This window comes from Vibrio sp. 1580 (assembly GCF_033340055.1).
In genome coordinates this window covers 35,409-56,475 of sequence record NZ_JAWOVT010000020.1, presented here as the reverse complement: position 1 = coordinate 56,475, position 21,067 = coordinate 35,409, and the positions used below count along the sequence as shown (strand labels likewise).

Annotated in this window: 34 protein-coding genes; 8 read left to right on the top strand and 26 right to left on the bottom strand. The window is 51.1% G+C overall.

What is annotated here, in order from left to right; genetic code table 11:
* Window positions 1–239: 239 nt before the first annotated feature.
* A complete protein-coding gene (locus R7093_RS22115) occupies window positions 240–710 on the bottom strand; it encodes a hypothetical protein (protein ID WP_347880240.1) in 471 nt (156 codons plus the stop codon).
* A gap of 29 nt (window positions 711–739) precedes the next feature.
* Window positions 740–1,228 carry a DUF1643 domain-containing protein gene (locus R7093_RS22110; RefSeq protein WP_001273096.1) on the bottom strand — a complete coding sequence of 163 codons (489 nt, stop codon included), beginning with the start codon at window positions 1,226–1,228 and terminating at the stop codon, window positions 740–742.
* 96 nt (window positions 1,229–1,324) lie between these two features.
* On the opposite strand from R7093_RS22110, the gene R7093_RS22105 reads away from it, so the two are divergent.
* A complete protein-coding gene (locus R7093_RS22105) occupies window positions 1,325–1,660 on the top strand; it encodes a hypothetical protein (RefSeq protein ID WP_000683476.1) in 336 nt (111 codons plus the stop codon).
* A gap of 14 nt (window positions 1,661–1,674) precedes the next feature.
* Here the strand turns inward: R7093_RS22105 and R7093_RS22100 are convergent, their stop codons facing one another.
* The 4 genes from R7093_RS22100 to R7093_RS22085 form a co-directional block, all read right to left on the bottom strand.
* Window positions 1,675–2,145: a hypothetical protein gene (locus R7093_RS22100; protein ID WP_001281821.1), complete on the bottom strand. Its 471-nt coding sequence runs from the start codon at window positions 2,143–2,145 to the stop codon at window positions 1,675–1,677.
* A complete protein-coding gene (locus R7093_RS22095) occupies window positions 2,138–2,509 on the bottom strand; it encodes a hypothetical protein (RefSeq protein ID WP_000516916.1) in 372 nt (123 codons plus the stop codon). The genes R7093_RS22100 and R7093_RS22095 overlap by 8 nt, the downstream gene beginning before the upstream one ends.
* Before the next feature lie 10 nt (window positions 2,510–2,519).
* A complete protein-coding gene (locus R7093_RS22090) occupies window positions 2,520–2,714 on the bottom strand; it encodes a hypothetical protein (RefSeq protein ID WP_000343597.1) in 195 nt (64 codons plus the stop codon).
* A 340-nt stretch (window positions 2,715–3,054) separates the two neighbouring features.
* The gene (locus R7093_RS22085; protein ID WP_001061574.1) at window positions 3,055–3,603 is read right to left on the bottom strand and encodes a transcriptional regulator; all 549 of its coding nucleotides are present in this window, start codon (window positions 3,601–3,603) and stop codon (window positions 3,055–3,057) included.
* Between the two features lie 162 nt (window positions 3,604–3,765).
* On the opposite strand from R7093_RS22085, the gene R7093_RS22080 reads away from it, so the two are divergent.
* Window positions 3,766–4,116: a type II toxin-antitoxin system RelE/ParE family toxin gene (locus R7093_RS22080; RefSeq protein WP_000270043.1), complete on the top strand. Its 351-nt coding sequence runs from the start codon at window positions 3,766–3,768 to the stop codon at window positions 4,114–4,116.
* A 4-nt stretch (window positions 4,117–4,120) separates the two neighbouring features.
* On the top strand, window positions 4,121–4,423 hold the full coding sequence (locus R7093_RS22075) for an XRE family transcriptional regulator (protein ID WP_000124640.1): 303 nt from the start codon (window positions 4,121–4,123) through the stop codon (window positions 4,421–4,423).
* 26 nt (window positions 4,424–4,449) lie between these two features.
* Here the strand turns inward: R7093_RS22075 and R7093_RS22070 are convergent, their stop codons facing one another.
* The 17 genes from R7093_RS22070 to R7093_RS21990 all read right to left on the bottom strand — a co-directional run bounded on the left by R7093_RS22070 (window position 4,450) and on the right by R7093_RS21990 (window position 14,058).
* A complete protein-coding gene (locus R7093_RS22070) occupies window positions 4,450–4,743 on the bottom strand; it encodes a chromosome segregation protein ParM (RefSeq protein ID WP_001239997.1) in 294 nt (97 codons plus the stop codon).
* Between the two features lie 87 nt (window positions 4,744–4,830).
* A complete protein-coding gene (locus tag R7093_RS22065) occupies window positions 4,831–5,103 on the bottom strand; it encodes an HU family DNA-binding protein (protein ID WP_001043047.1) in 273 nt (90 codons plus the stop codon).
* 57 nt (window positions 5,104–5,160) lie between these two features.
* Complete coding sequence (locus R7093_RS22060) at window positions 5,161–5,688, bottom strand: thermonuclease family protein (protein ID WP_001236377.1); 528 nt, start codon at window positions 5,686–5,688, stop codon at window positions 5,161–5,163.
* A gap of 230 nt (window positions 5,689–5,918) precedes the next feature.
* Window positions 5,919–6,776 carry a hypothetical protein gene (locus R7093_RS22055; RefSeq protein WP_001167032.1) on the bottom strand — a complete coding sequence of 286 codons (858 nt, stop codon included), beginning with the start codon at window positions 6,774–6,776 and terminating at the stop codon, window positions 5,919–5,921.
* The gene (locus R7093_RS22050) at window positions 6,763–6,993 is read right to left on the bottom strand and encodes a hypothetical protein (RefSeq protein WP_000972663.1); all 231 of its coding nucleotides are present in this window, start codon (window positions 6,991–6,993) and stop codon (window positions 6,763–6,765) included. Before R7093_RS22050 ends, R7093_RS22055 begins: the two co-directional genes overlap by 14 nt.
* Complete coding sequence (locus tag R7093_RS22045; protein WP_000210756.1) at window positions 6,993–7,511, bottom strand: nitrite reductase; 519 nt, start codon at window positions 7,509–7,511, stop codon at window positions 6,993–6,995. Before R7093_RS22045 ends, R7093_RS22050 begins: the two co-directional genes overlap by 1 nt.
* Window positions 7,508–7,954 (bottom strand): Fe3+-siderophore ABC transporter permease, encoded by a 447-nt coding sequence (locus R7093_RS22040; protein WP_000919345.1) that lies wholly within the window; start codon window positions 7,952–7,954, stop codon window positions 7,508–7,510. The genes R7093_RS22045 and R7093_RS22040 overlap by 4 nt, the downstream gene beginning before the upstream one ends.
* A complete protein-coding gene (locus R7093_RS22035; RefSeq protein WP_000422768.1) occupies window positions 7,954–8,313 on the bottom strand; it encodes a hypothetical protein in 360 nt (119 codons plus the stop codon). The genes R7093_RS22040 and R7093_RS22035 overlap by 1 nt, the downstream gene beginning before the upstream one ends.
* A gap of 56 nt (window positions 8,314–8,369) precedes the next feature.
* The gene (locus R7093_RS22030) at window positions 8,370–8,798 is read right to left on the bottom strand and encodes a hypothetical protein (RefSeq protein ID WP_000591074.1); all 429 of its coding nucleotides are present in this window, start codon (window positions 8,796–8,798) and stop codon (window positions 8,370–8,372) included.
* Between the two features lie 33 nt (window positions 8,799–8,831).
* On the bottom strand, window positions 8,832–9,692 hold the full coding sequence (locus tag R7093_RS22025; protein WP_000139698.1) for a DsbA family protein: 861 nt from the start codon (window positions 9,690–9,692) through the stop codon (window positions 8,832–8,834).
* Window positions 9,693–9,707: 15 nt separating this feature from the next.
* Window positions 9,708–10,667 (bottom strand): S49 family peptidase, encoded by a 960-nt coding sequence (locus R7093_RS22020; protein ID WP_000829616.1) that lies wholly within the window; start codon window positions 10,665–10,667, stop codon window positions 9,708–9,710.
* Complete coding sequence (locus tag R7093_RS22015; RefSeq protein ID WP_000539392.1) at window positions 10,667–11,521, bottom strand: hypothetical protein; 855 nt, start codon at window positions 11,519–11,521, stop codon at window positions 10,667–10,669. Before R7093_RS22015 ends, R7093_RS22020 begins: the two co-directional genes overlap by 1 nt.
* A gap of 4 nt (window positions 11,522–11,525) precedes the next feature.
* The gene (locus R7093_RS22010; RefSeq protein WP_001370730.1) at window positions 11,526–11,819 is read right to left on the bottom strand and encodes a hypothetical protein; all 294 of its coding nucleotides are present in this window, start codon (window positions 11,817–11,819) and stop codon (window positions 11,526–11,528) included.
* Window positions 11,820–11,829: 10 nt separating this feature from the next.
* Window positions 11,830–12,303, bottom strand: a complete 474-nt coding sequence (locus tag R7093_RS22005) for a hypothetical protein (protein WP_000057877.1) — start codon at window positions 12,301–12,303, stop codon at window positions 11,830–11,832.
* A gap of 96 nt (window positions 12,304–12,399) precedes the next feature.
* Complete coding sequence (locus R7093_RS22000; RefSeq protein WP_000805800.1) at window positions 12,400–12,921, bottom strand: hypothetical protein; 522 nt, start codon at window positions 12,919–12,921, stop codon at window positions 12,400–12,402.
* Window positions 12,922–12,923: 2 nt separating this feature from the next.
* Window positions 12,924–13,445: a hypothetical protein gene (locus R7093_RS21995; protein WP_000393785.1), complete on the bottom strand. Its 522-nt coding sequence runs from the start codon at window positions 13,443–13,445 to the stop codon at window positions 12,924–12,926.
* A gap of 4 nt (window positions 13,446–13,449) precedes the next feature.
* On the bottom strand, window positions 13,450–14,058 hold the full coding sequence (locus tag R7093_RS21990) for a hypothetical protein (protein WP_000849071.1): 609 nt from the start codon (window positions 14,056–14,058) through the stop codon (window positions 13,450–13,452).
* A 268-nt stretch (window positions 14,059–14,326) separates the two neighbouring features.
* Between R7093_RS21990 and R7093_RS21985 the strand changes: the two genes are divergently transcribed.
* On the top strand, window positions 14,327–15,442 hold the full coding sequence (locus tag R7093_RS21985; protein ID WP_000946102.1) for a phosphoadenosine phosphosulfate reductase family protein: 1,116 nt from the start codon (window positions 14,327–14,329) through the stop codon (window positions 15,440–15,442).
* Window positions 15,443–15,459: 17 nt separating this feature from the next.
* Window positions 15,460–15,894: a hypothetical protein gene (locus R7093_RS21980; RefSeq protein WP_000883925.1), complete on the top strand. Its 435-nt coding sequence runs from the start codon at window positions 15,460–15,462 to the stop codon at window positions 15,892–15,894.
* 1,036 nt (window positions 15,895–16,930) lie between these two features.
* Here R7093_RS21980 and R7093_RS21975 read toward each other — a convergent pair.
* The 3 genes from R7093_RS21975 to mobI are packed head-to-tail and all read right to left on the bottom strand — an operon-like array spanning window position 16,931 to window position 18,847.
* Entirely contained in the window at window positions 16,931–17,995 is a 1,065-nt protein-coding gene (locus tag R7093_RS21975) for a RepB family plasmid replication initiator protein (RefSeq protein ID WP_000044787.1), read from the bottom strand.
* Window positions 17,996–18,015: 20 nt separating this feature from the next.
* Window positions 18,016–18,303 (bottom strand): hypothetical protein, encoded by a 288-nt coding sequence (locus tag R7093_RS21970; protein WP_000127321.1) that lies wholly within the window; start codon window positions 18,301–18,303, stop codon window positions 18,016–18,018.
* A gap of 4 nt (window positions 18,304–18,307) precedes the next feature.
* The gene (gene mobI, locus R7093_RS21965) at window positions 18,308–18,847 is read right to left on the bottom strand and encodes a conjugative transfer protein MobI(A/C) (protein WP_001447712.1); all 540 of its coding nucleotides are present in this window, start codon (window positions 18,845–18,847) and stop codon (window positions 18,308–18,310) included.
* A 498-nt stretch (window positions 18,848–19,345) separates the two neighbouring features.
* On the opposite strand from mobI, the gene R7093_RS21960 reads away from it, so the two are divergent.
* The 3 genes from R7093_RS21960 to R7093_RS21950 are packed head-to-tail and all read left to right on the top strand — an operon-like array spanning window position 19,346 to window position 21,060.
* Window positions 19,346–20,329 carry a ParM/StbA family protein gene (locus R7093_RS21960; RefSeq protein ID WP_000077458.1) on the top strand — a complete coding sequence of 328 codons (984 nt, stop codon included), beginning with the start codon at window positions 19,346–19,348 and terminating at the stop codon, window positions 20,327–20,329.
* Between the two features lie 16 nt (window positions 20,330–20,345).
* Window positions 20,346–20,639: a hypothetical protein gene (locus R7093_RS21955; protein WP_000919078.1), complete on the top strand. Its 294-nt coding sequence runs from the start codon at window positions 20,346–20,348 to the stop codon at window positions 20,637–20,639.
* A gap of 1 nt (window position 20,640) precedes the next feature.
* Window positions 20,641–21,060, top strand: a complete 420-nt coding sequence (locus R7093_RS21950; RefSeq protein WP_000651490.1) for an H-NS family nucleoid-associated regulatory protein — start codon at window positions 20,641–20,643, stop codon at window positions 21,058–21,060.
* The last annotated feature ends 7 nt before the right edge of the window (window positions 21,061–21,067 follow it).

Here is a 21,067-nt window from a genome sequence, read left to right as displayed (position 1 = left end):
GGTAAGCAGAGTTTTTGAAATGTAAGGCCTTTGAATAAGACAAAAGGCTGCCTCATCGCTAACTTTGCAACAGTGCCTTTTCAACACAAGCGTGATCATCGGTGCATCCGCACCCTATACATTTAGCAGTGAGCATAAGCGCCTCCCCAAGTAAATTAACAACATCATAGTATCATTATGTGATGCTGTAAATATTAAAAAGAAAGCGGCCATAGCCGCCCTTCCGAAGTAATTTTCCTTTAGTGGTTGTCTTGGCCCTGTTTCCAAGCGACGAATGCCTGCACTAGCGGTACGCCATCATCACTCAAGGCATTCCCTTCTATCCATCCGCCTCGTATGACGACAGACTGCCCTGATTCCAAGCCAAAAGGTTCCCACTCAGAAGCCACCGGGGAACCGTCCACCAGCAGGTCGAGATCTTCAATCCATTTATCCCGGCCATCCAGAGTTTTCCAAACTGAGTCATCGACCCAAAAGGCCTTGATTTGTTCTGGTGTGGCATTGGTCCAATCGTTGTCTTTCCCGTCAGCAAGTGAAAGTACAGAGTCAACCGTTTGCTGCCAGTTCGGCCAATCTTCTTCGACAACAACGCAAGTAAGCGAGCTCTTGCCATTTGCTCTGCGGCCATCATCAACCTTCCGGATCAGCCTTTCCAGTGTCGCCAGCTCCTCATCGCAGAGCACGGCCTGTGCATCGCTTATCTTTGCCACGAAGTAACGTGCTTCAAGCATCGACATAATTATTTTCCTCCCCAGGGCACAAGTTTTGTCGAATATCCAAGCATTAGTGGGTGCTTCGGGTCCCCCGAACCAGTCACGCCAAATGCCAATACCGGCTTCCCAGATGCAACGAGCTGCTCTAAAAGCCTGTCCAAATGAACATGCAAAGACTTAGGCAGCTTAGTTCGGCTCCCCCAGCAGGGCACCAAGACATCAGCATCCCGAATAATCCTTTCCAAGTGGATTTCATTTTCAGGCCCGACAGGATCAACCGCCGTAGCCAGCTCTCGAACGTCGGTCGCCCGAAAAGCAAAAGCATTACCGACTATGAATCGCCTCCCTCCGTTGACCTTGGTAAACCCTATCCACTTTCTGACCGTGTGATCGTCCTCGGTGGCCGTGGCCGTAGAGCCGTTTACACCAAAATAACCGAACACAAGGCCTTCGGGTTGCACATCCCTTTCCAGACGGTATCTGTACATGCCGCACTTGCTGATAATTGCACTCAAAGTGTCACCTCTTTTTGAATGAAAAATGCCCTTTCACAGTTGCATTTTTTAATGCTGTGATAGGATAAAAGTGTAAGTTGAAAAGGAGAGATGACCATGAAACATGTACTGAATATCGCGCTGATGGCTGTTGTTATTCTTGGCCTGGCTATGCTTGAGGCCACCAACTGGGGTTACGCAGTGCTGGCTATCCCGGCAGTGATTTGGGCCAAGTCGGTGCTCAACCTTCTGCACAAACTGCCGGTTCTGGCTGCTGCTTTTTGGATTCTGGTTGCTGTTTTCGCGTGGCAAGCGGCACTTGTTGGTATCCTGTTCTATGGCGTACTTGCGACCCCTAAAGCGCCAGCAAACACCAATGGCAAGAAAAGCCGAAAAGCCAATCTGATGGGCACTTACAGCTACGACTTTAAAACCGGCGAATGCTTTAGCTAAGACTGGCTCCACGGTTATTTCTCCTCAGCCTTCCTGATGGGCGCTCTCAGCGCTCTCAGGACAGCTTCTTCAAGAGCTGCGGCCCCTGCCCTATCACGTCGCTTTGTTAATGCCCCATATTGCTTCCTGATGGGTAGCATCAGCTCTTCGAGTTCATTGCGCTTCCTATCGTCGGCTTCAAGTTTCTCGCTTCGCGCCAAGGCTTCGGCTTGCTCGCTTTTTGCTTGCCACTCTATCTTGTCGCCTTGCACTTCCCATGCTTTAACGTAATGAGCATCATCCAGACCTTTTGCTCCGTTGTCCGAAAACGAGGCCCCTGAGTAAATGCCACCGACAACCCAGCGCCTTTTGCTTTTTCCCTTTGAGAAATACATCTCACGGCCTAAAACACCATCGCGCAAAGTGGCTACCGAGATAAATAGCCCAGCGTCCCCTTTCCTAAAGCCGCAGAACACAAACTCAAGCGGTTCGTATAAATCACTCATGCTGATCACTCCGAAGAACAGACAAGACCTTCTCAGCTCGCTCCTGGAGGTCTATGAGTTCGGCAGCATCATTACCGCTCAATGACATGTCCCCGCCATAGAGGCGATACTCAACGCTGTCCATCGCCTGGCGAAGCAATCCTAGAAGAGCATTCACGTTTGCCGGTGTTGATAGGGCGACGGCTTCACCTTTCAGCTCACGTCCATTAAATTCCGACCACTCGGCTATGCCTGTCAGTTCGCAACAATTTGAGCAGGACATACTGGCAACATTCTGGGGATCGTCTGGACAGTGTTCATTGATGACAAAGTTCATCTCGTCACTGCCGCACTTTCCACAAATGATGTGTACTTTTTTGCCCATGCTGCTGCCCTTAGTGGAGAGTCTGCTCTTCCACAACAATCATCCCGTCAACCAAGCTGATTGTGGCGGGACCGCAGTTACCCAGCACCTCAGCTTTGACTCCGTTGTTCAACGCGACATAAAGCCGTCTCGCCCCGTTGGTGACGCGGATGCCTTTCTGGTCGAGTTGTTCAAGCATTTCTTCGTAGGTAATTTTTTCGTCCATCAGTTCTCCTCAGCAAGGATCTCGTCGATGAGGTTCTTTGCTATCAATCTGGCATCCAAAGGGACAGCCAGGCTGTCAATTCTGCCTCTTTCATGGGCAACAATGAGTTGCGCCTTCCAAGCTATCCCGGAAAGAGAAGCATCAGGTTCTTTACCTGAGCTTCTCATACATCTTGCGTTTCGGTACGCCGCCAGCCACTCAGGTCTGGTTGAGTTATAACGCCCAAGGCCAGCTTTTCGTTGGAAGCACATTCATCGCGCACCTTTACAGATTCATTTTATGATACTGTAAACAATAAAAAGACACCTTGCAAGACTTTCACATGTGAAAGTTTTCTGGTTTACATCTGCTCGCTTGGATCAAACCCCAAAGCCTTGCACACGTCATCCAGGTCATCGAGCGTGAAGAATCCCAGCGTCAGTTCCCCGGAGCGCTTCGCGGGGTTATAGCGAACTTTGATAGGCCTACCCGTAGCATCGCTCATCAGGGTCTCCAGGCGCTTAATGTCTGCATCCCTGTCCACTTCTTTGCCCTTCGCTATCGCCTCAAATTTATGAACCGGTGTCCTGGTATGCAGGAGATCCCTCAGGAGCTTTTCTCTCTTGCTGAAAGGTAACTTAGCCACGGCCCTCACATGCCCCAGGGTGATCTTGCGTGGATTTCTGAGCCAGAGTGTTAGCTCTTCCTCCGATAGCGTACCGGCGCGTTTCAGGTGTGTAACCGTATAGACCTTCTCAATACCCAGATCCTCTCTGATCTGACTGTTTGAACGCCCCTCTCCGCTTAGGAACGCGACCACATAGGCCTTTTCTGCATCAGTCATGCCTGGATGCTGGTGGTAGTAGTCAATGGCTTCTCTTGCATCGAGCAGTAGGGGTAGGTTGTTCATTCAGGACACCTTTTAGTCACATGACTATATCGAGGCTTATTCTACCCCCTATTTTAGTCACATGACTACTTACTGACATTTCGGCCCCCATCGCCGCCGATTTTTCTTGATTATAGGTTTGAATCTATATAGGATTGCACCTATATTAAGTAAGGAGAAATCATGTGGGTCATCGAGACAACCGACACCTTTGATGAGTGGTTCGATGCTCTGGATGATACCGATAGAGCAAACGTGCTGGCTTCGATGATGGTGCTGCGAGATAGAGGCCCCATGCTGTCGAGGCCATACGCGGATACTGTTAACGGTTCATCCTACAGCAACATGAAAGAGCTTCGGGTCCAAAGCAAAGGAGATCCTATCAGAGCGTTCTTTGCGTTCGATCCAAAGCGTAAGGGGATTCTTCTCTGCGCCGGTAACAAGACCGGGGACGAGAAAAGGTTTTATGAAGTAATGATCCCAATTGCAGACCGTGAGTTTGCGGCGCACTTGGATAAATTGAAGAAGGAGTGACGTTATGGCAAGAACTCTTGACCAAATGCTGGCAACAGAAAAGCCTGAGGTTGTTGCCAAAGCACAGAAAGCGGCCACTGAGATGTTACTGAACATCCACTTGGCAGAGCTTCGTGATCGCATGAACCTTACCCAGGGGGAAATTGCTGCATCTCTGGGTGTGAGACAGCCGACAGTCTCCGAGATGGAAAAACCTGGACGAGATCTCAAGCTGTCGTCCATTAAGCGGTACGTTGAGGCCTCCGGTGGCAAGCTACGCCTCGATGTTGAACTTCCGGACGGCACCCACTACGGCTTTGCCGTTTAACTCGATACGCCCCGTTATGGGGCGTATTACTTCTCTTGCTCTTCTTCCAGCCGTTTTCGGTATATCTCTCCTGCACGTTCCCTGCCATCGTCGGTCAGCCTAAAGGCCAGCTTTAGAGAAGCATTCCGGTACTTGTTCAACAGGCCGTTCTCCACCAGCGTGTGGCATGACGTTCGGAAGTTCGTTCCATGAATACCGCTCTGGCGAGCTGAATTGATCATCTCCAGTATTTTTACACCTGGTACAGGCTCGGCTTTTCCACCGGCCTCAATTGCGTATAGAATGAACAAAACGTCTTTTTGAGTTGACGACAATCTCATCCCTTCCCCTTATTCATGTCTGATATGAATAAGGCTCCCACGAAGGAGCCTTATGTAAACCTTATTCATGTGTCACATGATTAAGATCTAGTTCACGGAGTCTTTCAACCCCTTACCAGCTTTGAACCCAGGAATGTTGGCCGCCGCGATCTGGATGTTCTCTCCAGTCTGGGGATTCCGCCCGGTTCGCGCTGCGCGTTCCTTAACGTGGAAAGTACCAAACCCAGTGAGCGCTACTGTCCCACCCGCTTTAAGCTCCTCTGTCACTGAGTTGATCAGCGCATTTACCGCAGCTTCGGCCTTTGCTTTGCTAATGTCAGCGTCTTCGGCCACTTTCATAATCAGTTCACTTTTGTTCATCGTTATTCCTGTTTGTTTTCTTGGTTACTGTTTACACCTGCATACTCTGGGGTGTGGTTAGTGCTTTCTTCGCCACTCCCAAGGGGGAGTTCTCTCCGATTCCGGTAATGCCCAGAGACCTCGCTTATCGGCTTTGGCTTCGGCCTCCAGCTTGAACAGCTCCGGTGTTTTGGCGTACTGCCGGTACACCCACGCACTCCCAGAACGGACCATTTCGGCATTGACCCATTTGCCATCGACATAAAGGTTGGCGACCAGACGGCCATAACGGTCTTTGTCGATTTGCTCGACTTTAATCATTCGACCAAACACCAGATCGGACAACGCCTGTTTCGCCTTTGAGCCGTAGGGTTGTTTCTTCTCTGGGGTGTCGATTTCCGCCAGCCTTACCCGGTACTGGATTTTGCCGCTCCGGCAATCTTTCCCGGAGTCACAGCTTTGTTCAGTCAGGACCTTGACCGTATCACCGTCAGACACCCCCACAACCTTCGCAGTAAAGGTTTCTGCCCATACCTGAGGGGCCACCACCAGCATGGCTACCAGGAACGCTGAAACCCCCGTATTTTTCACAAAACCTAACCTCATAATCACTCCATCCAAATTACTTTTTTTTCCCAGCCGGTAGAGCCTTGGCCCAACAGAGCCTTGTTTCATCCACCTTGCTGTCTACGATTCGACAGGCATCCCAGTTAAGAGATGACCAGTGAGCAATGGCAGAGGCCAACCAGTACCACGGTGCCGTAAACACCGGCTGGCCCCCTTCCTTCGTTTTAAATACCTGGTATCGCATGTTGATCCTCCTGTTTGGGTGAGGCTTAGGCCTCGTAATAGAAATTTTTTGTGTCCGGATAGGGTTTAAAGCAATGAGCCGTGGCTCTCCCCAGGGAAAGCACTGAAGCCTCAGCTTCCGGCGCTTCCTCAGTGTCTTCACGAAATTCCCCGCCAAGTTGCTTCACCCATTCGGCAGCGAGCTGCACACCTTCATCAAAGGGAACTTTGTTCTTTTGAAGCACATCCAGATAGGAAAGCAGCAAGCAGTGAGGCGTAATGACGGCGGTGTTCCAATCGGTTGCGAGCCGTGTTTCGTCCATATCTGCATACCAGGCATCAACCTGATGTTTCAATCCGATCTCGGCCATCATGCCGTGCTTACCGGCGACCTTTCTGCCTTCCTCTACCACATCAACCGGGGCGTCCCAGTAGAGGACTCCCCCGTCCGCTTCTTGGGTCGCACAGGTTGCACCTTGCGGCCAATGCCTCCGTTCCATAACGAGCTCGCAGAGCGTTTGGTTGCCTACAGGAGCCTTGTAGTCCTCATCGAGATTCACCACGATGGTTTCCGGCTCCTGTTCAACCGGTGGCAGGTATCTGGCGACCAGAGGCATTGTCAAAATCACAGCCCCATCCATGTGAAAGGATGTTGGAGCCTTCACTATTCGGTCCATTACCCAGCACCAAGCATGAAGCAACCGATCCTCTACCTTGTCGTCAGCCTCAATCTCTTGAACGAACTGGTTGAAACGAACCTGACTATCCAGAAACAGGCCTGTGCTCTGACACTTATCGCTGATCGTATGAATGAGCTCCGCCTGCTCCAGAAGCATTTCTCGGGTGACTTCCTCCACATCACCAAATGCGTCAAACAACTTTGTCATGTAGTCACGAATTTGCATGTTCTTCCCCCTCGGCATCGAATTGCTTTGCAAGCTCAGGATCACCGGCCCAGCGAAGGGCGTCTCCCATATGCGTGAAAGCGCGTTTATTGTTATCCTGCTTATTCACCCTGACCGGCGTCTTTTGGTCACGAGGCTGTAGTAGCCAGTACCCGGCCTCTTCCCTGATTAGTTCTGCGGCCACCAGAAAGCCGTTCTTCGTTGCAATGATCATCATCAGCTCCCGTGGTTAAGCCAGTAGGCATAGATAGTGATGGCAAGGCCTCCCGCGAGCACAATGACTGCGGCGGTACGCTGGACCCACTTCGATGCACCAAACCGCGCCAGGTGTCTCCCCAGGAACTGGAAAGGTGCTGTCTTTCCGATAGCGCGAATCACCCAGGAGATTGCCAACAGAAGGATGGCTGTGGCCGGGTATATACCAACCCCTAAGAGATTCATCTCTCCGACCGCGAGCTGATAGATGAATGCCAACAGCATGGCTACCGCAGTCAATACAGCTACAACCTTGGTCCCGTTTCGCCAGTCCCACGCTCGACGTGCGTCACTGGTAAAACTCACCATCGAGACAAGGAACGGCATAAATGGCAGGTTCATGCTGGTGGGTTTATCCATGAATGCGTCAAGACCCACAAACATGGCCGTCATCACCACATAGAACAACAGGGCGGGGACAAGCATGTCGCGTAAAGACCGAACCTGGTTGGCGTTCGCGTTTTGAGTATTCGTCGTCATTGTGTTTGCCCCTTCAACATTCCCCATAGCTGACGGTGAAGATCAGCGATTACCTTGTACGTCCCCTTCACTGCTGGTTGCTCAAGGGTCTTGAGCATCCACAAAGCAATAAACAGGCTGGAAAGCAGTGCCACCACCAACTGGATGTTGTGGCTACTCAAATAGACGGCATAGCCGTTTAGGCAGGCACTCAATAGCAACCAGACCCTGGCCGTCATCAGCCCCCAGCGGTGATAGGTCACGAGCAGGTAGGCTGTTACGACAGAACAGAGTGTCATGGCACCAGAAGTGGCTAGGTAAACGACCCATGTACTGGCCTCGCCAGTGACGTAAGTGCCACCAACGGAGAAGGACAAGCCAAAGATCCAAATTGCTGCATTCCGGAGTAGGGCATCAACAATGATGTAACTAGCAGCGAGATTGATAATTCCGCGTTTTAGCATTACCCCCTCCCGTTATTCTGATACCTGCCCAGCTCAGCTCTGAGCCTATTAATTTCTTCCGTGGCTTCGGCCAACTGCTCCCGATACTTCTTGAACTGCTGATATGAATGCCAGGACTGTCCTTTCGATACTGACTTCGTGATGGCGGCGACCTCATCCGGCGTCAACCGGGTGAGCTGCTCTTCCGGATAGATCAGGATGGTGTTGCTGTCCCAGTCAAAGCCTGCGTGAATAGCTTTCACCCCCACTGTAGGGGTTCCACCAATCCCACCTGGCTGGTGGATGACAAGCCTCAAAGGCGCTGAGGCCTTGTGTGGATGAAGGCTATCGAGAGCCTCTTTTGCTTCTTGTAACTCCATAGATTCACCTCATAGTGAAATCAGGCCCCGGAGAGCCTGACTTTCACATGTGAAAGTTAATTTGCCTTCTGCTGTCTGGCAGAAACCCTCAAGGCCAGCGCCTTTTGCATGTCGGGCTGCTGGAAACGCACCTTGGTCCGATCAGGCCAACTGTCCATTTCATTGCACCGCAGGGTGTCTATGGCCGCATCACGGTAAACCTGATAGAAGTCGGTTCCACCTATGGAGTTAATTGCCATCATGGCGGCAAACATCGGGTTACTGTTCATGACGCTTGTAAGAGTCTCGGGGGTCATTGGGGTGTCGCATGACTTGTTGAGGGCAACCAGCAGGTCATTACCAACCAGGGCACAGGCAGCGCATACCTGTTTGGTATCATCCAAGGCCTTCGCGTATTCGTTGTTTGGCTGAGGGACGCTTGAGCAAGCCGACAGGACAAGCAGCCCCGCCAGAAGGCATCCCAATTTAGTTGTAATCTTGATCATCAGTTCTCACTCCACTTTCACATGTGAAAGTTTTTATTGGTTCGCGGAGTCGTCTTGTTGCGACTCAATCATCATTTTTCGCATCACGGCCATGATGGCTTGCGCCGGTTGAGCGCCGCCGAGAAGCTGGCTCTTGCCGGTATGGTTGTCCACTACAAAAGTGGCTGGTGTCCCGTTGACGCCATAGCTCTTGGCTTTCTGGATGTCAGCTTCAACCTTGTCTTCGTACTTTCCTGAGCCGAGGCACTCCCGGAACGCATCCAGATCAGCACCAACACCAGTGACAACAGAGGCCAGGTCAGCAACACCGCCACCATTCCCCTGGGTATGGTGGAAAATGTCGTTAACGAAGACCCAGAAGCCACGGTTGCCCTTCTGCTCAGCAATACATTCAGCGGCCAGAGCTTCCTTGTGAGCTGCCGGGTTATGGAAATCGAGAGGCATGTGCTTCCACTGCCAATTCACATTGCCTTTGCTGGCATCCACAATTTGTTTGGGTGTGTCGTGGAATCGCTTGCAGAATGGGCACTCCATATCGGAGAACTCCACCAGCGTGAACCGAGCACCAAGGTCCCCGTAGATGTGTTTGCCTTCTTCGACCTTCTCAGGTGCTGCCTCGAACTGGGCATACTTCTGATCGATGTCGGCTTGTTGTTTCTGCGCGACAAACTTGTTGATGCTTTCGGCCACAGCAGCTTCAAACTCTGCCTTGCTTTTGAAGGTGACGCCTTCGGCATCCTTCACCTGGTTGACCGTAGACTTCACGTTGGCGATCTCTTGCGCCAGATCCTTCTCTTTCACGAACTGGTAGATCCCGAACCCGGTTCCTACGAGCCCCAAAAGAATGGCGGCAACAACCCCGAGACGTAGTGATTTGGTACTTTGTTCTGTCATATCAAACTGCTCCTATCAGTAAACTTTCACAGCGCTGAGTTCTTGCACGAAGGAACTGGCTTCGAGCTTCGCTCGTTGGGTCAGTCGCCGGATGATGTCTTCGGTTGGTGTGTAGTCCACCAAGTTGCTCTGGTGGATGACGTCTCGCGCCACGGAGTTCAAACTACCCAGGCCATCAATCAGCCCAATGTCTTTGGCCTGCTCCCCGTTCCAGAGCAATCCAGAAAACACCTCTGGGTCGTCTTTCAGTCGATCACCCCGCCCAGCCTTCACTCGTTCGATGAACTGCTGGTGGGTTTTCGATAGAACGCCCTCCCAGAATTTCTTCATGTCAGAGGTAAGAGGGGAGAATGGGTCGAGAAGCGCTTTGTGCTCTCCGGAAGTGATAGCCCGGCGCTCGATGCCGAGCTTGTCCATCAAGCCGGTGAATCCAAACCCCGAGCTGATGACGCCGATAGAACCGACAAGGCTGGCGCGGTCAGCATAGATTTCATCCGCAGCAGAGGCGATGTAGTAACCGCCAGAGGCACCGATGTCATCAATGATGGCGTAGACCTTTTTCTCCGGATGAAGGGCTCGCTGCGCCTTCACTTCGTCATAAATCCGTCCTGCTTGAACCGGGCTACCGCCAGGGCTGTTTATGCGAAGCACGATAGCTTGTGAGTTCGGGTTGTCGAATGCAGCTTGGATGGACGGGATAAGGTGATCAGCATCGGCCAGAGTGCCAGCAGCAATTTCACCACGGATGTTGATATACGCGGTGTGAGGGGCTCCTGCCTTGGCGCTTTGCCACGGCATCCCACCCGGATTAGATGCCAAAATGATGAAGCCGATCATGAGAAGCACGAAACCAGATGCGCGAAGCACACGCAACATGGTCCGCCAGCGCCGGTCTTTCACCTGCTCTTTATGCAGGGTGAACATGTACTTCTCAATGAGTTCTTTCTCCCAGGGGATCTCTTTGTTTTCTGCCATTAGTTTTTCCTTTTGCATGTTTCGATTATCAGTCCCCAGAACTCTTCATCAGCGCTATCAGCCCGGTCTTTGACTTTCTGGTAAACAAGGTTGGTGTTGAGCTGATGCTCACGACAGAACTGAGCAATGTTGCTGTAGGTCCTGTCCAGATAGGTGAAGGGTTTCCCTTTACCTTTTTTCTTGGCGAGGATGAGCTTCCACTCATCATTGGAGAGTTTGTCTGCGGCCTTCCCGGTGTCCGCAATGCGCCTACGCACCGTTACCGGATCAAGTCCATGTGCTCTGGCTATGCTGGCAACGCAGTTGAACTTCCGACCGTCAATCATGACAGTAGGCAAATCACCAGCGGCAGCCTCCTTGAATCGGAAACCTCTGTAACCTGGTTTGAAGATCCCAGGAGCAAGTTGCTCACGGAACTCGATTGCTTGTTCTGACCTGACAAACTTGCTGTCGATTTTGCCGAGCATGTACTTAGCCCGAGCGATTACCTGGTAAAGCGTCTTCTCCAGGAGCATGGCGTCAGCAGCTCGACTCGGAAGACCTATGTCGTCTTCTTGCTCGATACCCAACATTTCTGCATGGCTGGAGCCTTCTGCATGTCGGAAACAGCCGTCGTACTCAAAAAGAAAGGAGGCCAAACCTCCTCTCAGCTTTGCTTTGAACCGGGTGTTGGCCGCGTTCTCTGGCGCTGGTGCCAGCTCGGACACTTCAAGCCCTAAATTTGCGGCCAACTTCCGCAGGTCTTCCTCTCCAATTCGGCATCCAGGCTGCATAACCTGCGCCAGAGCAGATTCATCAGCACATCCGCGTTCTTTCAGCTCAGCCAAGAGGTAGGGAACTCGTACTACCCCCATAAGCTCAAGCTCCCTGAATCGCGTGGACCACCAGCTCACAGAGTTTCCCGTACACAGGAGCAAGGCAGAGTGAAGCCATCACCATGCCAAAGGCTTTCGATGGAGCCTCTTTGGCGAACTTGGTCAACCACGGCATCATGCCGCACAGAGCAGCAACCATAGCGCCAGCCACCCCCAGGGAAGGGAATGCCATCACTTGGGCCAGAATGAAGAAACACTGGGCGTATGCCGCATGGGTCATCGCCTTCTTATCTGCTGCCGTGAACTCCACGGCATCTACGCTTTTGACTTTTTCCATCACATTGTCCTCATGCAACATCAGGTTTTCCGAAAAATTTCTCATACACTTCGAGGTCGAAGGCCAGCATGGTCTTTGCCGCCTTTTCACTAAGCTGGTGGAGGCTAAGCATCTGAACCTTGTCAGTGCCGGTCACTTGCAGATCCACCGCGAACCACGTCCCACCTTTGGTCACGGCCAGAACTTGCACCGCCCAGGGCTTATCCAGTCGTTCGGGCGGAGTGATCATGTTCGACACTTTGGCGACCGTCGCGGTTGAACCTACCCAGTGCTTGTCGAACGCAATGACGTTCAACGCTTCAAACGCATCCTTCGCAGCTTTAAACCGGCTCCGGACAGCATCTTGTTGCTTCCAAGCCATGAACTGGAGAAGGGTCATTCCACCAGCCATAAGGGTGAGAAAACTCAAGCCATTGGCGGCAGCTACGACCGTCGCTACCAAGGACCCCAACATGACGAAGCGGTTATGTTTAAGCTGGGCCACTATTCACCTCCTATACCAACCAGCGTACAGGACTTTTCAAAAATGCAACCCCGCCTAGCTGCCCAATTCGGGCAACCCTGATTCAATCCAGAACTTTCACATGTGAAACTTTCCGCCACAGGAACAGGAGGTTTTTACCTGACCAGAACGGATGGATTGATAGCGGTGCCACAGCTTGACCACTTCTTTTTCGCTGAGAAGGTTTGTCTTGATGTAACGGACTCTATCCCCGTCCGCTGTCTCAACAACGGTTCGGACATAGCCGTACTTGGCAACGGGTGCCTTGTACTTGTGTGACAGAATTACCCGGTAAACCGAGAGCTGGATAATGTCCGACTCATAGATGTGGTTTACCTGGCGCAGCTTGGTGTCCAAGGGAATGAGAACCCCATTCTTGGTTTGGTACACCTGATCAACCCTGCCGTGCATGGGCACCGGCTGTGTGGTTGATATGTCCTGTTCGGACAAAAACAGAGTGGCCGAGCGCAGCTCATAAGGCATGTTCTCTGATTTCCACCACGCCCAGGTGTCTCCAATGCCGCGTTTGCGCCATTGGTCCACTTTCGCAATGACGAAAGGGGCGATGATCAGGACGAATATCCAGAGAACTGGCTTCATGACTACCTCCGGCCCCTAAACCACTCTGGATGATTGGATACATCCATGCTCTTAACCTGTGATGAGAAGACCAGTAGCTCTTGGGTCGTCAGGACGGTCTCAGGAGCCCGAGCGATGAAAGGTCTCAGCAATTCAGAACCCGCATAGATATTGATGACCATATGCAATCGCTCTGTTGCTCCAGAAACTCTCCGCCAGCTCCGGTAGGTTTCTGTTGATTTGGCATAGCCAACCAAGGCAGGAGCCAGCGTGTCGGACTCCTTCGTATTCAACTTCCCTTTTGCTGCCTTCGATACGAACTCAGCGATCACCGAAGCCAGCATGTCGGAGGTAAGGTGAAGCGGCAGCTTTATCGTGTCGAAGTCAGCCTGCTTGATGGTGAACAGGCGGATGTGATCGTTGCGGTAGTCACGCACATAGATGACATGACTCTCAAATGGGTTGGAGTGGTTAAAGGCATCCATACCCCAGCCTGCGGCCTCAAGATGTGCGTTTGATACTGACTTGTCGTAATCAAATTCCACGCTATTACTCTCCGTCTTGTCGTTCAGGAACTTTCACATGTGAAAGTTTTCCGTCGGTCATGATGTCCAGGACGGCTTTGCCCAGTCTCATCCCTTTATGGTTTTGAACCGGGTCTCCCTTGTAGAAAAGTCCTGGCTCGTTATCGGGATGGAATACCCCGTGAGGAATGTTGTCGTGATCGCCCAGCCACATGCGTAGCCTCAGATCCACCAGCCACCCATCATCCAGGACAACCCAGAAATGCGGTGTCACGATGTCCTTGGTCTGTTCGTTTCGCACAAAGCCATACATGCAGTCATGAGGTACACCCGCTTCATTGAGTAGGTGGCTTACTGCCCATGTCATACCGTCACATTCCATCTGGCAGTCATCCAAGGTCATAAGGACGGCTTCCAGTTCCCGGTGCCACTCCGTCATTTGCTTGGCCGCAGGTTTTACCACCAGCTCGTTTTTGTTTTCTGCCAAGATGATGTCTTCCTCGTCAATATTGCATTCGTCTATCGCTTCCGAACGGATGGATACCGCTTCATCCCAGTCATCGCTCGATCCGAAAATGCTCCAACCCTCAAGACCGTAATTCACCCATACGATGAACCGCTTTATCGTTTTCATGTGCGGCCCCCTTTAACCGTGCAACGTTCCCACATACTCACCCCTTCAAACCGTAACCCCACCAAAAAGCCACTTCTTGATGATTTCCAATCAGCAGCGGCAGGTTGCCCCTGAACTAACCTCACCGAAAAACCACCTTTAGATTGCTTTCTGGTGCTTATCAAGTTCTCCTGAGTGATTAGTCGTTCTGAAAACTTTACTTTTCACAGTATCATTTTATAATACTGTAAATCATAAAAACAACCCAGTAAAGAAAAAAGAGCGACTTATGTTGAGACGAGAAAACCAAGGAGATTTGTTCGATGACCAGGTGGTGTTGCCATCACTGGAGTCGGTTCTTACCGGCATATCTTCCAGTCAGCGTTGTGACGATAGAACAACGTACTTCTCCGCTCCGGATGTGGACCTGAGTTTGTACGATCACATCATTGTTTGCCTGTCTGGAGGCAAAGACTCGATTGCTGCGTACTTGCGGCTGGTGGACATGGGTGTTGATAAGTCAAAGGTGGAGTTCTGGCACCATGATGTTGATGGTCAGGAAGGCAGTTCGTTGATGGATTGGGCCTTCATGCGTGATTACTGTCGTCAGCTCGGGGAAGAACTGGGTATCCCAATGTACTTCTCGTGGCTTGAGGGCGGCTTTGAGGGCGAAATGCTCAAAGACAATGCCTATAGCCACCCCCATCGTGTAGAGACGCCTGAGGGGCTTCTGGTGCTGCCTAGAGACCATAAGCGCTCTAAGCCTGGTACGCGCCTTCGTTTCCCTCAGCAATCGCCATCACTCCAAACAAGGTGGTGCTCATCAGCCTTGAAGATCGATGTTGGCCGCAGAGCTCTTAATAACCAGGAGCGCTTCAAGGGGAAGAAGATCCTTTTCATCACTGGTGAGCGCCGGGAGGAAAGTGCAAACAGATCCAAGTACAACCAGCTTGAGGCTCATGCCTGTGACAGAAGATATGGGAAGACTGCACGGTTAGTTGATGCCTGGAGGCCCGTTCTTCATTGGACTGAGGAGGAGGTATGGGAAGTAATCGAGCGTCACCGCATCCTGGCCCCAGTCCCTTATCGCCTTGGCTGGAGCCGGTCGTCGTGTATGACCTGCATCTACAACTCACAGCGTATCTGGTCCACGATCCGTCACTACTGGCCTGAACGAGCTGGGAAAATTGCTCAGTATGAACAAACCTTTGGTGTGACGGTATCAAGAAAAAAAATCGACGTAATAGATTTAGGTTCTGCTGTTGCGCCGATACAGATTAGTGATGTTGAGGCATTGGAGCAGGTATCCAGAGAAGATTACACGCTCCCGATTTTTGTGCCGGAGGGGCAGAAGTGGGTTCTCCCTGGTGGCGCATTTGGCCGAGAGGCCTGTGGTTCTGATTGATTTGTGCAGAGGTGGCAATGTTGGATTTTGTTTTTTTGGTGTTTTTGGGGTTGGGCATATCTACGGTGCTGGTGCGTCGGTCTTCCCGTAAGGGGATGGATCTTGAGCTGACATGGCTCCAGTCGTTGAAGGTCGTGCTGGTTCGTGGAGCTGTTGCATTGGGCCTGGGTTTTGGCATTGGCAGGCTTGTATTGATGGGGATGCAGTATGGTTTCCTGAGTGAGTCTGTCCTGAGGGAACATGCACTTGTCTCCGTAGCGGTGGTTCTGATCTGTGGGCTTGGTTCGTTCGTTGCGTTTCAGTGGATCATCGGGAGGATCTCTGGAAGATCGATCAGCGTCGTTTCTGTGATCAAAGCTGTGATGTACGAGTCTGGTTACTTTGTGCTGTCGATGCTTATCTTGTTGGTGATACTCGTCCTGTTCGGCCTTGCATACGAGACTTTTTTCTAAAAAAACAGTGTTGATTATTTTTTGTTCAGTGATCAAAAGGATAAATATAAAGATCTTTAGATCTTTGTATAAAGGATTAAAAACGGTTAAAGACAGGTTAGGCGTTCTAAATCACCACTCAACACATTGATATTACTGGTGTTTTCATATTTATTCCGTGCAACAAACCCATAGGTTGCCGTGCAGCGTTCCCATAGGTTGCCGTGCAACGTCCCCACATACCCTTGGATCTTATCCACTGTTATCCACACGGAACCCCTCTTTTTTCCACAAAATCCTTACAAAACAGAGCTTTCGTGCAGCGTTCCCACATATCAGATCTGGTGTTCGTGCAGTATTCCCACATGTCTAAGGTCATACGTGCAGTCGCCCCATATACAATTTTCTGAACGTGCAACGTACCCACATGTCAATTTTGGTCGTTTTTTGCACCGTGCAGCGTACCCACATATGATCGTGCAGCGTTCCCATATACCAAAACCCCGTTTATGCACAGGAAATGTGGATAACTTTTGGCCTCTTTTTGTGTGCGCGTGATCACTTTATGGACTATTAGAGTCATTTTGACTGCTTTTTTAGGTTTGTCCTGATCTGTCAATCTTTGTTCTGCTTCGTCAATCGTGCAGAGTTCCCATATATCGAGAGGTTCAGGACCTGCTTTCGTGCAACGTACCCACATATCAAATCTCATAACGTGCAGGTCCCCCACATCCTCACCCTTTAACTATCAATACCTTACGGGAACCACTCTACGGGAACCACTGGAGCAGCATGGCACTTATCCTTCGTCGTGGCTTACGCTTGCACGATACTGAGACTCAGCTTGCGACTACCGTGCAGCGATCCCATATATAGAGCCCCAGCCCACGCTGCATCTGGGGTCACGTTCGCTCTATCCGTGCAGCTCCCCCATATGCGGAGGCATTCCGTTTCCGGTCCTGCCTGGTGGGCGTACCTTGTGCGCTTTCTTCTGGCATAAAAAAAGGCGCTGACGCGCCTATCTTTCTTTTCCCTGGGGGGTGGGAGATTCTGGTGGCTATCTCCCCTTACGTTGGGGTTCATCAATGATGTCGTGGTCGATCATGCCGTGCTTGATGGCCCGTAGCTCTGTCTGCTGCTTACGCTTGTTGGACGCCATCACCTGCTTCACGAAGTTCTCATGAGGCCTTATGACGTACCGCACGTCGATGACTCTGCGGCCATCCTTGATCTGGTTCGCGTCGTAGTCGCTTATGACCTCTTGTTTGATGAGGGCCTCCAGAGCGAGCTTCATGGCTCTGACGTTCTCCGGCATCCGTGGGCTCAATTCACGAGGGCTCTGGGTCAGGAAGCTGATAAGCGATGGCGTGTACGGCGAATCTGGTGATGCTTGAGTCCAGTAGTGGCTCATTCGCTTGTAGATGTACCGTGCAAGAGGGGAGCGGATTTGCATTCCGATTTTGTAGTTGTACTGACGAAACGACAGATTCATGATCGATTCGTTTACCAGCGGGTTGAACTGCACATAGCACCTGGCGTTCCCGCCTTTCTTGCGAAACTCACCTCTGGTGGTCAGTCCCACCATCGGGAAGAAGCTGGAGCTGATGAAGGCTTCACCGTCATCACTGATACATTCGAGTGTTGCGCCACGACAAACCTGGATTGCTTCCTTGATTTCGTTCAGGTTGTACCCGTGACCCATCTTCGAGAGCTCTTTCTGGAGTTCGTACAGAGTGAACATGACTCCAGCCTTGCCCTCGATGATATGGCCTTTCCCGTTCACTGCGAGCTTGCGTAGAGCATCCTCAAGGATTTCCTCTCGCTGTCCCGCGTAGATCAGCACGGTTCTTCCGTCATCCTTCTCGATGATGGCTGGCTTCACCTTCACCGTGAAATGCTGGCCTCTGATGGTGCATTGTCGTGTCACTACAGCGTTGGATAAATCTTCATGCTCACGCTTTTGGTCCCAAATGTACTTCGGCAGCGCATCGTAGATCTCGATGGTGTTGGAGTAGTCGTCTTTCTTGGCCGGAGATTCAATGATCTCAAACAGGCTCATTTGCGGTGAGTCTTTGATTACGTCGAGTTTCTCCAGGTCTTTGTCTTTGGTTCTCTTGCTCATGATTGTTCCGTCGATACTTTCTAGCTGGTGGTCCATGCCGCCAGCATTGTCAATGCTCCCGCTGCTACCGTCGCTGAAAACACTAGCTGGTAGATGCGACGCTTAGCCCCCGCAGTGCCGCTCATAAAACGCAGGGCTGCCGCTTCATATCGGAAATGAGCGAACTCACCCCGAAGGGTGCTATCTGTCCCCTGTGGCGATTGTGGGCGCTTTGACAGGGCAGGGCGAGGATGGCTGGCGACTTTCTTGATCATCGCTTCACATTTCCCCAGTTTCGCCAATTCAGTGGCCGCTACAGATGCTGTCATGTTGTCACACCTCGTCGCTATGTGTCTTGTTTAGCTGGCGCTCGTACTCGTTTAGCGCCCGGCGAATTTTTGCTAAGGCAGTGGCGCGTTGTCTTAACACGGCATACCTGGTTTCAACTTGCTGGATCAACTCTTGTGCCCAGACAGGCTCTTTCTTGAAGTGCGACATGCTGTAGGCATGACCGCGACCCTTCTTGATATGTGTCGATAGAACCCTTTTCTTTTGTCCGGGAACTTGTTCGACAAATCTGTTGCGATACCACTCTGCAACGAGTGATACGCCTAGAATGCGAACCCGTGTACCGACACGCCCTTGTTCGTCCTCTGACGCTTCTTCACGCGCTGATTTGTGCGCGTTCCAGTACATGTCCGCTTCCTGCTGCGCCTCGACAGCAAGAACCGCTAAGGCGTGATCCAGTTTGCTCCGTACCTCTGCAACAAACTCTCGTCCCTCTGCCTCTAGCAGATCCTCTGTTATCTCGGATCGTTCTTCTTCGAGCTTCGGATCTAGCAGATCTAGCCATCGCTCTGTTGGTAGACTCACCTCAATACCCTCCCAATTCCTATCCAATTCCTATCCACATAACTATCTATCTGGAATTTAAAGCTGATTATTCCAATACTGGAATCTAGTTCTGTCACTAGGCTAACCCATCTTTGGAATTTGTCAAATTTCCCTCTATCTATCTGGAATCTTGATGCTCTTATTCTTTCACAGCCTCTTTACATATGAATCTATATTTAAAGATTCCAGATATATTGGATATGGCATCAAAGATTCCAAATGCCTCTTTACCACCGTCTCTCGATGCTGGAGGGCAAGCGGTTCTCGATGCGAGGGTAAGGTCTGTTTATCTGAGCCTATCCGTGCAGCGTTCCCATAGGTTCCCTTACTCAACGATCAAAAAGCCACCGAAAAGCAACCTATATGCCCCTTTTGGGCAATTACACAGGCCATCTGTCCCCGCTTTTAGCCTTATTCTCTATCCAACACGCGGCAAGCAATCGAAAAGCAATCTAAAAGCAATCTTTGGAGGATTTCATGAGTCAATTTGTTCTGGGTTTGGATATTGGTTACTCCAACCTGAAAATGGCAATGGGGTATAAAGGTGAGGAAGCTCGCACAGTCGTCATGCCGGTGGGGGCAGGTCCATTGGAACTGATGCCACAACAGTTAACTGGCGGTGCAGGGACCTGCATTCAGGTTGTGATTGATGGAGAGAAATGGGTTGCAGGCGTCGAGCCTGACCGATTGCAAGGATGGGAGCGTGAGCTTCACGGCGACTATCCTTCGACCAATCCATACAAGGCTCTTTTCTACGCTGCACTCCTGATGTCCGAGCAGAAGGAGATCGATGTGCTGGTGACTGGCCTGCCTGTTAGTCAGTACATGGACGTAGAGCGCAGAGAGGCGTTGAAATCTCGGCTTGAGGGTGAACACCAGATCACGCCAAAACGATCGGTAGCGGTTAAGTCTGTCGTGGTTGTACCTCAACCTGCCGGTGCTTACATGGATGTTGTAAGTTCAACCAAAGATGAAGACCTCCTGGAGATTATCCAGGGAGGAAAAACCGTTGTAATTGACCCTGGGTTCTTTTCTGTAGACTGGGTAGCTCTTGAAGAGGGAGAGGTCCGCTATCACTCATCTGGCACCAGCCTCAAGGCGATGTCGGTGTTGCTACAGGAAACGGACCGGCTAATTCAGGAAGACCACGGCGGTGCCCCTGGCATCGAAAAGATCGAGAAAGCTATTCGTGCCGGTAAGGCCGAAATCTTCCTCTACGGTGAAAAGGTATCGATCAAAGACTACTTCAAGAAAGCCTCAACCAAAGTCGCTCAAAACGCCTTGATCCCTATGCGGAAGTCAATGCGTGAGGACGGGATGGATGCTGACGTAGTTCTGCTGGCTGGCGGCGGTGCCGAGGCTTACCAAGATGCGGCCAAGGAGCTTTTCCCTAAGAGCAGGATCGTACTGCCCAACGAATCCGTGGCATCCAATGCCAGGGGCTTCTGGTTCTGCGGCTGATAGATAGGAGGTCGTTGTGGCTGGTAGCAAATGGGATGGAAAAATATCTAATCTGAACATATCGGAGCAAGCCTTTCCGGAGCTCTATCGTGAACTGTCCCAGATGCAGCATAAGGCGCGTAGTGATCGGCTCCGCGCCCTTGCTCTATTGGGTCTTTATTCTCTTCGATTTTCTGGCAACATTGGGTCTTTTGAGCAACAGAGTTCAGAGAGTCAACCTGCACAGCATCAAAATTCGCCAGTGCAGACTGACGCAAAACTGAACTCTCAACGTGATTCACTTAAAGGAAAACTGATGGGCTCCGTATGACATGAAAGACCACGAGGAGTTCTCTACGCTATCAGCGGCTGAACGTAGAGAGTTAATAATCGCAGAGTTAAAGCGTAAAAGCCGCATTCGCACCCTGTTGCGAGGACTCCCGTTAGATGAAGTTCGGGAGATCATTGACAGAATGAAGGGCGTTCTCAATGAACTGGAGGAAGAGTACAAAAAGCGAGAAGAAGAAGAAAAAGAAAAGCGAGCTCAGGCTGAGCGAATAATGAGCGACATGGAATCCTGCGGTGTGGACATCGGCTTGCTCAACGAAATGTTCACGAGCAGATCAGAACCTGATAATGCTAAATATTCAAAAGACGGAGTTTCGTGGAGTGGGCAAGGACGTCGCCCGGATGCTTTCAAGGGGTTGGGAGCTGTCGAGCTGGAGCGCTACCGTATCCCACAGAAGAAGTAAAAAAATG

Coding starts and splice junctions, on each gene's coding strand:
- R7093_RS22105 (WP_000683476.1), top strand. CDS start 1,325: ATGAAACATGTACTGAATATCGCGCTGATGGCTGTTGTTATTCTTGGC.
- R7093_RS22100 (WP_001281821.1), bottom strand. CDS start 2,145: ATGAGTGATTTATACGAACCGCTTGAGTTTGTGTTCTGCGGCTTTAGG.
- R7093_RS22095 (WP_000516916.1), bottom strand. CDS start 2,509: ATGGGCAAAAAAGTACACATCATTTGTGGAAAGTGCGGCAGTGACGAG.
- R7093_RS22090 (WP_000343597.1), bottom strand. CDS start 2,714: ATGGACGAAAAAATTACCTACGAAGAAATGCTTGAACAACTCGACCAG.
- R7093_RS22085 (WP_001061574.1), bottom strand. CDS start 3,603: ATGAACAACCTACCCCTACTGCTCGATGCAAGAGAAGCCATTGACTAC.
- R7093_RS22080 (WP_000270043.1), top strand. CDS start 3,766: ATGTGGGTCATCGAGACAACCGACACCTTTGATGAGTGGTTCGATGCT.
- R7093_RS22075 (WP_000124640.1), top strand. CDS start 4,121: ATGGCAAGAACTCTTGACCAAATGCTGGCAACAGAAAAGCCTGAGGTT.
- R7093_RS22070 (WP_001239997.1), bottom strand. CDS start 4,743: ATGAGATTGTCGTCAACTCAAAAAGACGTTTTGTTCATTCTATACGCA.
- R7093_RS22065 (WP_001043047.1), bottom strand. CDS start 5,103: ATGAACAAAAGTGAACTGATTATGAAAGTGGCCGAAGACGCTGACATT.
- R7093_RS22060 (WP_001236377.1), bottom strand. CDS start 5,688: ATGAGGTTAGGTTTTGTGAAAAATACGGGGGTTTCAGCGTTCCTGGTA.
- R7093_RS22055 (WP_001167032.1), bottom strand. CDS start 6,776: ATGCAAATTCGTGACTACATGACAAAGTTGTTTGACGCATTTGGTGAT.
- R7093_RS22050 (WP_000972663.1), bottom strand. CDS start 6,993: ATGATGATCATTGCAACGAAGAACGGCTTTCTGGTGGCCGCAGAACTA.
- R7093_RS22045 (WP_000210756.1), bottom strand. CDS start 7,511: ATGACGACGAATACTCAAAACGCGAACGCCAACCAGGTTCGGTCTTTA.
- R7093_RS22040 (WP_000919345.1), bottom strand. CDS start 7,954: ATGCTAAAACGCGGAATTATCAATCTCGCTGCTAGTTACATCATTGTT.
- R7093_RS22035 (WP_000422768.1), bottom strand. CDS start 8,313: ATGGAGTTACAAGAAGCAAAAGAGGCTCTCGATAGCCTTCATCCACAC.
- R7093_RS22030 (WP_000591074.1), bottom strand. CDS start 8,798: ATGATCAAGATTACAACTAAATTGGGATGCCTTCTGGCGGGGCTGCTT.
- R7093_RS22025 (WP_000139698.1), bottom strand. CDS start 9,692: ATGACAGAACAAAGTACCAAATCACTACGTCTCGGGGTTGTTGCCGCC.
- R7093_RS22020 (WP_000829616.1), bottom strand. CDS start 10,667: ATGGCAGAAAACAAAGAGATCCCCTGGGAGAAAGAACTCATTGAGAAG.
- R7093_RS22015 (WP_000539392.1), bottom strand. CDS start 11,521: ATGGGGGTAGTACGAGTTCCCTACCTCTTGGCTGAGCTGAAAGAACGC.
- R7093_RS22010 (WP_001370730.1), bottom strand. CDS start 11,819: ATGGAAAAAGTCAAAAGCGTAGATGCCGTGGAGTTCACGGCAGCAGAT.
- R7093_RS22000 (WP_000805800.1), bottom strand. CDS start 12,921: ATGAAGCCAGTTCTCTGGATATTCGTCCTGATCATCGCCCCTTTCGTC.
- R7093_RS21990 (WP_000849071.1), bottom strand. CDS start 14,058: ATGAAAACGATAAAGCGGTTCATCGTATGGGTGAATTACGGTCTTGAG.
- R7093_RS21985 (WP_000946102.1), top strand. CDS start 14,327: ATGTTGAGACGAGAAAACCAAGGAGATTTGTTCGATGACCAGGTGGTG.
- R7093_RS21980 (WP_000883925.1), top strand. CDS start 15,460: ATGTTGGATTTTGTTTTTTTGGTGTTTTTGGGGTTGGGCATATCTACG.
- R7093_RS21975 (WP_000044787.1), bottom strand. CDS start 17,995: ATGAGCAAGAGAACCAAAGACAAAGACCTGGAGAAACTCGACGTAATC.
- R7093_RS21970 (WP_000127321.1), bottom strand. CDS start 18,303: ATGACAGCATCTGTAGCGGCCACTGAATTGGCGAAACTGGGGAAATGT.
- R7093_RS21960 (WP_000077458.1), top strand. CDS start 19,346: ATGAGTCAATTTGTTCTGGGTTTGGATATTGGTTACTCCAACCTGAAA.
- R7093_RS21950 (WP_000651490.1), top strand. CDS start 20,641: ATGAAAGACCACGAGGAGTTCTCTACGCTATCAGCGGCTGAACGTAGA.